This is a genomic window from Cohnella soli (assembly GCF_042655525.1).
Taxonomy (GTDB): Bacteria; Bacillota; Bacilli; order Paenibacillales; family Paenibacillaceae; genus Cohnella; species Cohnella soli.
In genome coordinates this window covers 33,850-46,168 of record NZ_JBHSMI010000029.1, presented here as the reverse complement: position 1 = coordinate 46,168, position 12,319 = coordinate 33,850, and the positions used below count along the sequence as shown (strand labels likewise).

The following is a 12,319-nucleotide window of genomic DNA, read 5'->3' as shown; positions in this document are numbered from 1 at the left end:
GGGAGTCGGTAGGGCTTCGTCGTTTGACATTGAGACGATCATTGATGCCGCGGGCATCCGTTGGTATAATGAAGTGATTGTCACCTGACGTTAGGGGAATCGGCTGGAGGTACGCATCGGAAAATGGCACAATTGACGATTAAACAAAGCCACATACGCAATTTTTGCATTATCGCGCACATCGACCACGGGAAGTCAACGTTGGCCGACCGCATATTGGAATACACGGGAACGCTGACTTCCCGCGAAATGCAAGACCAGGTGCTCGATTCGATGGACCTGGAGCGGGAGCGCGGCATTACGATTAAGCTGCAGGCCGTAAGGCTTCTATACAAAGCGGACGACGGGGAGACGTATTTGCTGCATCTCATCGATACGCCGGGACACGTCGACTTCACGTACGAAGTATCGCGCAGTCTCGCTGCTTGCGAAGGGGCGTTGCTTGTTGTCGATGCCGCGCAAGGCATCGAAGCGCAGACGCTTGCGAACGTGTACTTGGCGCTGGATAACAACCTCGAGATCGTGCCTGTTATCAACAAAATCGACTTGCCGAGCGCAGAGCCCGACCGGGTCAAGAAAGAAGTCGAGGACGTCATTGGACTCGATACGAGCGATGCCGTACTTGCTTCTGCCAAGAACGGCATCGGCATCAAGGAAATTCTCGAGCAGGTCGTGCAGAAAATTCCGGCTCCTGTCGGCGATCGAGACAAACCGCTTAAAGCGCTTATTTTCGACTCGCATTATGACGCATATAAAGGTGTTGTCTGTTACATCCGCGTTATCGACGGTACGATCAAAGCCGGCACGAAGATGAAGTTCATGGCGACAGGAGCGACGTTCGACGTCGTCGAAGTCGGCACGTTTATGCCGCGACCGACGGCTGTTGACGAGCTTGGACCGGGCGATGTCGGATTCGTCAGCGCATCGATCAAGAACGTGAAAGATACACGGGTCGGGGATACGATTACCGATGCCAAAAATCCGACGCCTGCGCCGCTCCCTGGTTATCGTAGTATTAACCCGATGGTGTTCTGCGGCTTATATCCGATCGAATCTACGGACTATAACGATTTGCGCGACGCGCTTGAGAAGCTTGAATTGAACGATGCGTCGCTCCGTTACGAGCCCGAATCGTCCCAAGCGCTAGGCTTCGGTTTCCGTTGCGGATTCCTCGGCATGTTGCATATGGAGATCATTCAGGAGCGGATCGAGCGCGAATTCAACATCCCCCTTATCACGACGGCTCCGAGCGTTATATACCGGGTAACGCAGACGAACGGCGACGTGCTCGAAATTTCCAATCCGGCGGACTATCCGGATTCCGCGAAGATCGACTTCGTCGAAGAGCCGTACGTCAAAGCATCGATTATCGTGCCGAACGATTTCGTCGGCGCCATCATGGACTTGTGCCAAGGTAAACGCGGCGAGTTTATCGATATGCAATATTTGGACACGAACCGTGTGACGTTGAAATACAACATTCCGCTCGCCGAGATCGTGTACGACTTCTTCGATCAGTTGAAGTCCAGCACGAAAGGCTACGCCTCGTTCGATTACGAGGTGATCGGCTATCGCCAATCGACGCTCGTGAAGATGGACATTCTGCTCAATTCCGAGAAGGTAGACGCCCTTTCGTTTATCGTTCATAGGGATCGTGCGTACAACCGCGGACGGGTCATTTGCGAGAAACTGAAGGACTTGATTCCGCGCCAGATGTTCGAGGTTCCGATCCAGGCCGCTATCGGTCAGAAAATCGTTGCCCGCGAATCGATCAAGGCGATGCGTAAAAACGTTCTCGCCAAATGTTACGGCGGCGATATTTCCCGAAAGCGGAAATTGCTCGACAAGCAGAAGGAAGGCAAAAAACGGATGAAGCAAGTCGGCAACGTCGAAGTGCCGCAAGAAGCGTTCATGGCCGTCCTGAAGCTGGATAACGATTAAACGAAGCGACACTCGCACATACGGACCGCGTTCTTGCCGCCGGCAAGAGGCGGTCCGTTCGCAGTAAGGAGAAGTTACACATGACGACGAACAGTCAATCTGCCGCGATTCCTCCGCTCCATACGTGGACGCCGCGCGCACTGTACATCCATATCCCTTTTTGTACGAACAAGTGCTATTATTGCGACTTCAACTCTTACGTGGCGGCGGGGCAGCCGATCGACGCGTATTTGGACGCATTGGAAAATGAAATGAAGCTGACCGTCCGCGCCCTGCCGCCGACCGTTATCGATACGGTGTTTGTCGGGGGCGGTACGCCGACCGTGCTGAATCCGACGCAAATGGAACGGTTCCTATCTTCCGTGAACAGGCATTTTCCGCTTGCGGACAATGTGGAGTTTACGATGGAAGCGAACCCCGGTACGACAGATATGGAGAAGCTGGCCGCGATGCGGGCGGGAGGCGTCAATCGCATCAGCTTTGGCGCGCAGACGTTCGATAACGGTTTGCTCGAGAGAATCGGCCGGATTCACGCGGCGCAGGACGTCATTCAAAGCATCGCCAATGCGAAAGCAGCGGGTTTTACGAATTTGTCCATTGACTTGATGTTTGGGTTGCCGAACCAGTCGCTGCAGCAGCTTAAAGATAGTGTAACGACAGCTCTTGAGCTGGATTTGCCTCATTATTCGTTATACGGGTTAAAAGTGGAGGAGAACACGTTGTTTCATCGCCTCTATCAGCGCGATGAATTGCCGCTTCCCGAAGAGGATGATGAACTTGCGATGTACGAGCATCTGATGGAGAGGCTTGGCGGCGCCGGTTATCGGCACTACGAGATCAGCAACTTCGCTCGTCCGGGATTCGAGAGCCGGCACAATACGACGTACTGGCATAACGAGCCGTATTACGGACTCGGAGCGGGAGCTCATGGCTATGCGATGGGACTGCGCCATATCAATATTAAAGGCGTACAGCCTTACATCGATGCAGCGAATGAGCGGTTGCCGCGGCTGGAAACGAACGTGGTCGATACTGAAGAGGCTATGGGGGACTTTATGATGGTCGGTTTGCGGCTGGAAGAAGGCGTAACTGCGGACGCATTCGCCCGCCAATTCGGCGGCTTTTCGCTTGAAGCGACCTTTGGTCCGCAGCTCGAGAAGCTTATGCGGCAAGGTTTGCTGGAGCGGGTTGCGGTGCCTGCCGTGGGCTACCGGCTCACCGCTCAAGGTATTTTGCTCGGCAACGAGGTTTTCGGGGCGTTTATCTAAAGGGGTGCAAGGTGTTGGGGGATAGCACGCTGCCAGCGTGTTGCCATACGCCGGGCAATTGATTAATAGTACGCTGCCGGCGTGCTTAAATCCACACACCCAGTGGCGTTACTTCCGCTGCATATCCTCATTAAATTGCTGCGACTTCCCTTTCGCGATGCTAAGAGTCCCCCACCCAGCAGACTTATATGCTTTAGAGGCGTAAACAATTTGACCGACGTGGCAGCCGTAATGAGAGATTTGCCGGTAAATCGCCTCGAGCGCCGTATGCGCTTCGCCGCGAATGTACACGGTGCTAAGCAGATCGTCTGGGTGCATTGCCTCCAGCGCGCCGAACAGAGCAGCCCAACCACGTTCCCAAGCTTCGTTCATTAAAGAAAGTGACTCGTATCCGCCTTCGAATTCGTCATCGCGATTGCGGTTCGGTTTCTCTCCGTCTGACGTCAGGAAGTCCGTCCATCGCGAAATCATATTGCCGGACAGATGTTTGACAATGATGCCGATGCTGTTACTTTCAGGGTTGGGGGACCATCCAATGGCGGCATCGTCGAGCTGGGCGATGGCGCGATCTCCGAGCTTTTTCTGGCTTCTGAATGTGGCAATGGCGGTTGTGAGCGTGTGGGCCGCGAGATCAGCAATATAATCAGTCATCGTAATCCGACTCCTTCTTCGTTTCGAATGATTGCACGATTTTATTGTAAGCGAACGACGTAATGCACCGCATACGAACTTTCGAATCGGGCCGATTAACTGATGTTATCAGACTACGTGACGGGCATTCGTTAGAGATCAAATATCCCCGGACATATATACTCTCACCACCAACGGAGATACTCCCTGCCTCGCAAAGAGCTCCTGGCACCGAGTTACCAACGATGGCGCATCAATTCTGCCTTGCACAGGGCTCCAAGCACCGAATTACTCACGCTGCCGCATTAATTCTGCCTCGCACAGGGCTCCGAGCACCGAGTTACCAACGTTAGCGCATTAATTCTTCCTCGCACGAGGCTCCGAGAACCCGAGTTACCAACGTTAGTGCATTAATTCTTCCTATCACGAGGCTCCGAGCACCGAGTTACCAACGTTAGCGCATTAATTCTTCCTCGCACGAGGCTCCGGGCACCGAGTTACCAACGTTAGCGCGTTAATTCTGCCTCGCACAAGGCTCCGAACACCGAGTTACTTACGATAGCGCGTTTATTCTGCTCTCGCACAAGACTCCAAGCACCGAATTACTCACGCTGCCGCATTAATTCTGCCTCGCACAGGGCTCCGAGCACCAAGTTACCCAAGCCGGTGCATTCCGTCCCGGTAGAAATGACTCTTGAGCCTTCATTCGTAATGTTGTATATTTATTCATACACAATGATGGACGAGAGAAGGAATGGATATGACGATCGTTTGCCGTAAAGCGCTTTTGAGCGATGTCGAAGCACTTTACGAACTTATACAAGGCTATGCAGCCACGGGGATTATGCTGCCGCGTTCACGCGAGGCGCTCTCCCGGAACATCGACTCTTTCTTCGTAGCGCAAGACGGCGAGCGATTGATCGGTTGCGGTTCCCTGTGCCGCCTCGGCAACGATCTGGTCGAGATTCGTTCCCTTGGCATCGTCGACGGCTACAAGGGCCAAGGCGTCGGCAGCCGCCTTGTCGACAAGCTTATGGCGGAAGCGGAAGCGCAAGGCATTCCGAAAGTGATGGCGCTGACGCTCGAGGCATCCTTTTTCCTGAAAAACGGTTTTACAATCGTAGAAAAGGAAATTTTCCCTGAAAAAGTGTGGACCGATTGCGTTAATTGCCCGAAGCAGCACGCTTGCGACGAGATTGCCGTCGTTCGGCTGACTGGCGTCGAGCAACTTGCTGGAAATGAGCAAGTCGGCCTCGCCCAAATTTAACCGAACATGCCGAATCGAGCCGGAACGTTCTTGACATCCCCGTGCTCGATTTGGTATTTTTGTATTAACCGTTAGCACTCGACGTTTATGAGTGCTAACGACAACGAGAACTAAGCGTCATAACGGCATGTACAAATAAGGAGGGAATCGAATGCTGAGCGAACGGCAACGCATGATATTAAATGCAATCATAGACGACTATATCCGTTCCGCCGAACCTGTCGGGTCTCGCAGTATTTCGAAACGCGGCGATGTAACTTTCAGTCCGGCGACCATCCGCAATGAAATGGCGGATCTCGAGGAGCTTGGCTTGCTTGAGCAGCCGCATACGTCCGCCGGTCGTGTCCCTTCTATTAAAGGCTACCGTTATTATGTGGATCACCTTGTTACGCTGGACGGCGTCGGCGCGCAGGATGCTAAGAAACTTCGCACTTTTTTTGCGGAGAAGATGAATCACTGGGAAGGCGTTATCGAACACGCGGCGACGATCTTGTCCCAGTTGACGAATTACACGTCTATCGTGCTTGGTCCGGAGATGTTCAGCACGACGCTGAAACATTTCCAACTGCTGCCTATCAATGATACGTCTGCCGTGGCGATTATCGTTGCGAATACCGGCCATGTCGAGCACCGGACGATCTCCATACCGGAAGGCATCGATGTGGACGATTTAAGGAACATCGTGAACTTGTTGAACGACAAGTTGGTAGGCGTGCCGTTCTACAAGGTGAAGTCTGTGCTGCACAGCGAAGTCGCCAAGGAGCTTACTCGCCATGCGGAACAGGTCGAGAGTATTATCGGGATGCTAGAACAGACGATTACCGAGGAACACGAACCGAAGGTGTACTTGAGCGGGGCTTCCAACATGTTGACCCAGCCCGAATTCAAAGACGTCGACAAGGCAAAGACAATACTTGGCATGCTCGAAGAAACGCAGTTGCTGCTACAGCTTTTCGGGCAAAGTCCTGGCGGTATTCAAGTGAAGATCGGTACGGAAAATGGGCTCGAAGCGGTTAACCAGTGCAGCTTAATTACTGCCACGTATACACACGAAGGACAGTCCATCGGCACGATTGGCATTCTTGGACCGACGAGGATGGAGTATGGCAAAGTAATCGGTTTGTTGAACTTTTTGTCCCAGGATATCGCGGTTATGATGTCCCGATGGCATAAGTAAGAAGGGTATAGCGCCCGTTCACGGGTGGCACGGTAAGGAGGTGAATCCGACATGAGCTCGAAAGAGACGAAGGAGCAAGCAAACATGGAAGAGCAGCACGAGGAAAAATTGGAGCCGAACGAAGCGGGTTCCGAGGTAAACGAAGCAACAGCAGCCGAGGACGCGGAGCAGATCGAGCAAGCGCCAGCCGACGCGGCCGCGCAAATCGCCGAGCTTCAACGTCAAGCGGATGATTATCATAGCCGTTATTTGCGGGGCCAGGCCGACTTTGACAATTTCCGTCGGCGTACATTAAAGGAAAAAGAAGAGCTGTCGCAATACGCGTCGCTTAAGCTCATTACTCAAATGCTGCCAGTGCTGGACAACTTCCAGCGCGCGCTGCAGACCGGAGCTGAGGCTGCGGATACCGGTTCTTTCGCTAAAGGCGTCGATATGATCTACCGTCAATTGTTCCAGGTGTTGGAAGCCGAAGGGCTGAAGGAGATGGACGCGGTAGGACAGCCGTTCGACCCTGAACACCATCAGGCAATTATGCAAGTGGAAAGCGAAGAGTACGAAGAAGGCATCGTTGTCGAAGCCGTTCAAACAGGCTACTGGCTGAAAGACAAAGTCATTCGCCCTGCAATGGTTAAAGTCAGCGGTTAAGCAGTTATATAAGGAGGCACACATTTATGAGTAAAGTCATTGGTATTGACCTTGGAACAACAAATTCTTGCGTAGCGGTAATGGAAGGCGGAGAAGCCGTCGTAATCCCGAACGCGGAAGGTAACCGCACGACCCCTTCGGTCGTCGGCTTTAAGAAGGACGGCGAGCGCGTTGTCGGCGAAACGGCGAAACGCCAAGCCATTACGAATCCGGACCGTACGGTTATTTCGATCAAACGCCACATGGGCACAAGCCACAAGGAAACGATCGACGACAAAGCGTACTCCGCTCCGGAAATTTCCGCGATTATCCTTCAGAAGCTGAAAGCAGATGCAGAGGCGTATTTGGGCCAGCCGGTAACGCAAGCCGTTATTACGGTTCCTGCATACTTTAACGATAGCCAGCGTCAAGCGACGAAAGACGCGGGCAGCATCGCCGGTCTCGAAGTGCTCCGTATCGTCAACGAACCGACGGCGGCAGCTCTCGCATACGGCTTCGAGAAACAAGAAGACCAAACGATTCTCGTTTTTGACCTTGGCGGCGGTACGTTCGACGTTAGTATTTTGGAGCTTGGCGATGGCTTCTTCGAAGTTAAAGCGACGAGCGGCGATAACCACCTTGGCGGCGACGATTTCGACCAAGTCGTTATGGAATGGCTCGCAGGCGAATTCAAAAAAGATCACGGCATCGACTTGTTGAAAGACAAAGCGGCTGTGCAACGTCTGAAAGACGCGGCGGAGAAAGCGAAAAAAGAACTGTCCGGCGTCGTCTCCACCACGATTTCCTTGCCGTTTATTACGGTTGTCGACGGCGTACCTCAGCACTTGGAGCTGAACTTGAGCCGTTCGAAATTCGACGAATTGACGGCAAGTCTTGTCGAGCGCACGATGGGCCCTACGCGTCAAGCTTTGGCCGATTCCGGCCTTTCTTCCGCTGAGATCGATAAAGTAGTCCTCGTCGGCGGTTCAACGCGTATCCCTGCCGTCGTAGAAGCAATCAAGAAACTGACTGGCAAAGAGCCGCACAAAGGCGTTAACCCTGACGAAGTCGTTGCGCTTGGCGCTGCCGTGCAAGCAGGCGTCCTGACAGGCGAAGTGAAAGACGTCGTTCTTCTCGACGTTACGCCGCTTTCCCTCGGTATCGAAACCGCTGGCGGAGTTCTGACGAAGATGATCGATCGCAATACGACGATTCCGACAAGCAAATCCCAAGTGTACTCTACGTATGCGGATATGCAGACGCAGGTTGAAATCCACGTTCTGCAAGGCGAGCGCGCAATGGCGAAAGATAACAAAACGCTAGGCCGCTTCATTCTGAGCGACATTCCGGCGGCGCCTCGCGGCGTACCGCAAATCGAAGTGACGTTCGATATCGACGCCAACGGCATCGTAAACGTGTCCGCGCTTGACAAAGGTACGGGCAAAAGCCAAAAAATTACGATCACTTCGTCCGGCGGCTTGAGCAAAGAAGAAGTCGAGCGTATGCAACGCGAAGCCGAACTGCACGCGGAAGAAGATAAAGCCCGCCGCGAACTCGTTGAAGCGAAGAACGGTGCGGATCAACTGATCTACCAAGTCGACAAAACGATCAAAGACCTTGGCGACAAAGTCGACGCTGGCGAGATCGACAAAGCGAACGCAGCGAAAGAAAAGCTGACCGCAGCGGTTGCTTCCGATAACTTCGAGAGCATCACGAAAGCGACGGAAGAACTGACGGAAATCGTTCAGCAATTGTCCGTGAAGCTGTACGAGCAAGCGGCGCAAGCGCAACAAGGCGCTCCTGGCGCTGACGCATCAGGCACTGGTGCGGCTCCGAAAGACGACAACGTTGTTGACGCGGAATACGAAGTCGTGGACGAAGACAAAAAGAACTAAGCCAACGTACGGATAAATCCGAAAGTCAAAGCGATTGTCGCGCCCTGCGGCAATGCTTTGACTTTCATTCATGAGGAGGTGGGGAATTGGCGGACAAAAGAGATTATTACGAAGTGCTGGAGCTACAGAAGAACGCCTCCGCGGACGACATTAAGAAAGCCTACCGGAAGCTGGCCCGGCAATACCATCCAGACGTAAACAAGGCTGCAGATGCCGAAGTGAAGTTTAAGGAAGTCAAGGAAGCGTATGACGTTCTCAGCGATGACCAACAACGTGCGCGATACGACCAATTCGGCCATCAAGATCCAAATGCAGGTTTTGGCGGAGCCGGAGGGGCGGATTTCGGCGGCGGTTTCGGCGACATTTTCGATATGTTCTTCGGCGGCGGAGGCGGGCGTAGGGACCCGAATGCCCCTCAGCGAGGCAACGATCTGCAGTATACGATGACGATCGAGTTCAAGGAAGCGGTATTCGGCAAAGAAACCGATATTACGATTCCGCGGACGGAGACGTGCGATACCTGTCATGGAAACGGCGCGAAACCCGGCACGAAGCCGGATACGTGTTCGACTTGCCGCGGTACGGGACAGCAGGAAGTCGCGCAAAACACGCCATTCGGCCGTATTGTCAATCGTCGCGCATGTTCGACTTGCGGAGGCAAAGGAAAAATTATTAAGGAACGCTGCGGCACATGCGCGGGCAGCGGCCAAGTGAAAAAGCAACGCAAAATCCACGTCAAAATTCCGGCCGGCGTCGACGACGGCGCGCAGCTCCGCGTGAGCGGCGAAGGGGAAGGCGGCGTTCGCGGTGGACCGTCCGGGGACTTATATATCGTACTTCGCGTGAAATCGCATGACTTCTTTGATCGTGAAGGCGACAATATTCTTTGTGAAATTCCGCTCACGTTCACGCAGGCCGCGCTTGGAGACGAAATCGAAATTCCGACGCTGACCGAGAAGGTGAAGCTGAAAATTCCGGCTGGCACGCAAACCGGCAAATATTTCTCCCTTAAAGGAAAAGGCGTGCCGAGATTGCGCGGTTACGGCCAAGGCGACCAACTCGTGAAGGTGACGGTTGTTACGCCGACGCACCTGAGCGATGATCAGCGTGAACTGCTTCGCGAGTTTGCTGCCAAAAGCGGCGAATCGACGCACGAGCAGAGCCAATCGATTTTCGAACGAATGAAAAGAGCGATTCTCGGCGACTAATCTCCGCATCCGTATCGTTTGAATAAACCGAACCGCTCGGCAGACAGATGCCGGGCGGTTTTGCTGTTGCCGTTATGAAATTGTGGAAAGAGCATGAATCCTTACTACGTCATTGCTGACATCATCTGTTAATCCTTCTTTGAACACATGCTAAAATTAATTTTTCAAAATCAAAACAAAACCTCTTAATGAGGCAAATTCTTTCTTATGCAAGTGCTTGATTACTGTATATGTTGCTGGATGATGCTCAAATCGTTTCACAAATGATTGAATTTGTTTGATGACCAAATCAGTATCTAATCCCTTACGAGAGCCAGCAAGTCCAATTAAGTGATACTTAATTACCGCAAAGTAAACGCACATAAGATAGAACTGATCGAGGCTCTTATAGTCTAAATTCCGAAAAGCGTAATTAACTAAATAATTTTCGAGAATAAATTCATTTTCTTCCATAAACGGCTTATAAAAATCATGATACGCCTGTTCATAATTCGAAAATGAACCATTCAAATAAGTGGACATTTCATCGTAGCACTCTTTATATCGAATCCGATCTTTTTTTTCGTCACGCAAAAAGTGAATCAATTCAGAAATCAACTTGAACTGATTTTCCGATTCTGGTCGAATTTTCTTTAAAACATCCGAGAAATCATTATTCAAAAATTGCTGTTCATCACCTGAATAAACTTCTTTTTGTGTAAAATACATTGTTAAAATAATGAGTCTATCCGAAATAGAGTAACGACGATCTTGCAGGACACCAATTGTTAAAGCACGCAATGTATAAAACTCATCTGTCGCATTCAATTTCATTTTCCCCATAGCAATAACATCTCTTGTGTCGGTTTGAAATGAAATTCCATCCCGATTCATCAAAGCAAGTCTTGCAATTTCTGGACACGCTGGACTTGCAGAGAGTTCTAAAATATCGTCTACTTGTTTATATTGACGTGGAAATGTACTACATGTATTTGATAAATAGGATTCACCGAGCGTCAACTGAATGCGACACAGATTGTTGTGTAGGAAATGACATACACCTTCATGTTGTTTAAAGCTGTCTTTTACAATCCCCGATTGAAGATCGATTACATTAGTCGGAACACTTTTGTATTTTTTCTTGGTTTCTGTATCTATTGAAATGTTCCATCCTGCACAACATGTATCTTCGCAATCTTCCCCAATACACTTAAAATGATCATAATATTCTGGTAGCAACACGTTCACTGACAATTTTTCTAATCCTCCTATACAATTAGATAATCCTATCTATTGTTCAAATCTTCGAACTCAAGGGGCGCGTCGATGGCTTTCTCAATATCCTTGATTTCTTGTTCGAGAGTGAACATTAGATTTCCTCCTTCTTTTGCATCCACAAACAACACAAAACGTAAGGTTGAGCATAGTACTACACTAATTTACCATGATAGACCTCACCTTGCGTCTGATTAACCTCATATCACAAAATCTCGCGTGAATAAGCGGACAGGGAGGAGAGAACGCTAGTGGAATGCCGGAACAGTCCGAAACGGCGAGAGAACGGAGGAATGACAATGGCTGATCTAAACAAGCAAAATGAGCAAGAGCAGTTGCCGACTGCATCGGCGGAGGATGTCGAATTCAGCGAGGAATTGGCGGATTCGAACGACAAGACAGCGGCAGCACGAGCGGCGGAAGCGGATCGTCGCGCTGAAGCGTACGAGGGGGAATAACCGGTGGACATGCAACCGCTGCACGCCGGGTTCGAAACGCAGGATCAAGCTGAAGCGGCCATACGCAAGCTCGGAGCACTCCGTGGCGACCGGTTCCGGTTATCCCGCACTTCCGTTCCCGATGCTATAGGAGCTGCGGGAGACATGACGGATGCTGGCACGGAATTCTCCGAAGAGATCGGTTTGACCGCTGCGGGATTTGCTCCCAATGCGATCGAATTCACGCTGTCGGCTAGCGTGCCGGGTGCCGCTGCGGAGCAGGCGAGAGCCGTCATCGAGCAGGCCGGCGGACGCCTCCTCTGAGGAAACCGTGCGTGTACGTCGCAGTAAATCTTGAACGACCAGCATCGCGCCAGGGCGTGTCTGTAAACTCCGAGGGCAGCAGATTTTGCCGAATTTTCGTTCCATGCAAGGAACTTTTGTGAAGGCGTACCGGAGGTACGTCAAGCAAAAGTGACGAAGCAGGGGGCGAAAAGGCGGTGAAAGATGCCCCTGAGCGGGTTTACAGATACGCCCTAGCAGCGCGGTGCTTTTTATTTTCACCCGGCATCCTGTATAATGGGAACATTACAGGTATGGAAGCATCAGGGGAGGAAA

At 51.6% G+C, this 12,319-nt stretch carries 11 protein-coding genes; 9 read left to right on the top strand and 2 right to left on the bottom strand.

Annotated elements, in window-relative coordinates:
* The first annotated feature begins 123 nt into the window (after positions 1-123).
* Positions 124-1,941, top strand: a complete 1,818-nt coding sequence (gene lepA / locus ACFPOF_RS20605) for a translation elongation factor 4 (protein WP_378136148.1) — start codon at positions 124-126, stop codon at positions 1,939-1,941.
* Between the two features lie 80 nt (positions 1,942-2,021).
* Positions 2,022-3,209, top strand: a complete 1,188-nt coding sequence (gene hemW / locus ACFPOF_RS20600; RefSeq protein ID WP_378136146.1) for a radical SAM family heme chaperone HemW — start codon at positions 2,022-2,024, stop codon at positions 3,207-3,209.
* Between the two features lie 108 nt (positions 3,210-3,317).
* On the opposite strand, the gene ACFPOF_RS20595 is transcribed toward hemW, so the two are convergent.
* Positions 3,318-3,860: a DUF1572 family protein gene (locus ACFPOF_RS20595; protein ID WP_378136144.1), complete on the bottom strand. Its 543-nt coding sequence runs from the start codon at positions 3,858-3,860 to the stop codon at positions 3,318-3,320.
* A gap of 733 nt (positions 3,861-4,593) precedes the next feature.
* Here ACFPOF_RS20595 and ACFPOF_RS20590 point away from each other — a divergent pair.
* From ACFPOF_RS20590 to dnaJ, 5 genes are all read left to right on the top strand, one after another.
* Positions 4,594-5,106 (top strand): N-acetyltransferase, encoded by a 513-nt coding sequence (locus ACFPOF_RS20590; protein ID WP_378136142.1) that lies wholly within the window; start codon positions 4,594-4,596, stop codon positions 5,104-5,106.
* 151 nt (positions 5,107-5,257) lie between these two features.
* On the top strand, positions 5,258-6,283 hold the full coding sequence (hrcA, locus tag ACFPOF_RS20585) for a heat-inducible transcriptional repressor HrcA (RefSeq protein WP_378136140.1): 1,026 nt from the start codon (positions 5,258-5,260) through the stop codon (positions 6,281-6,283).
* Between the two features lie 51 nt (positions 6,284-6,334).
* Positions 6,335-6,928 (top strand): nucleotide exchange factor GrpE, encoded by a 594-nt coding sequence (gene grpE, locus ACFPOF_RS20580; protein ID WP_378136138.1) that lies wholly within the window; start codon positions 6,335-6,337, stop codon positions 6,926-6,928.
* 26 nt (positions 6,929-6,954) lie between these two features.
* Positions 6,955-8,802 carry a molecular chaperone DnaK gene (dnaK, locus tag ACFPOF_RS20575; RefSeq protein WP_378136136.1) on the top strand — a complete coding sequence of 616 codons (1,848 nt, stop codon included), beginning with the start codon at positions 6,955-6,957 and terminating at the stop codon, positions 8,800-8,802.
* A gap of 86 nt (positions 8,803-8,888) precedes the next feature.
* On the top strand, positions 8,889-10,010 hold the full coding sequence (gene dnaJ / locus ACFPOF_RS20570; RefSeq protein WP_378136134.1) for a molecular chaperone DnaJ: 1,122 nt from the start codon (positions 8,889-8,891) through the stop codon (positions 10,008-10,010).
* A 156-nt stretch (positions 10,011-10,166) separates the two neighbouring features.
* Here dnaJ and fliB read toward each other — a convergent pair whose 3' ends face one another.
* Positions 10,167-11,237 carry a flagellin lysine-N-methylase gene (gene fliB / locus ACFPOF_RS20565; RefSeq protein WP_378137077.1) on the bottom strand — a complete coding sequence of 357 codons (1,071 nt, stop codon included), beginning with the start codon at positions 11,235-11,237 and terminating at the stop codon, positions 10,167-10,169.
* A gap of 326 nt (positions 11,238-11,563) precedes the next feature.
* Between fliB and ACFPOF_RS20560 the strand changes: the two genes are divergently transcribed.
* Together ACFPOF_RS20560 and ACFPOF_RS20555 are read left to right on the top strand one after the other, a co-directional pair.
* Positions 11,564-11,722: a YfhD family protein gene (locus ACFPOF_RS20560; RefSeq protein ID WP_378136132.1), complete on the top strand. Its 159-nt coding sequence runs from the start codon at positions 11,564-11,566 to the stop codon at positions 11,720-11,722.
* A 3-nt stretch (positions 11,723-11,725) separates the two neighbouring features.
* Positions 11,726-12,025: a hypothetical protein gene (locus ACFPOF_RS20555; RefSeq protein WP_378136130.1), complete on the top strand. Its 300-nt coding sequence runs from the start codon at positions 11,726-11,728 to the stop codon at positions 12,023-12,025.
* The last annotated feature ends 294 nt before the right edge of the window (positions 12,026-12,319 follow it).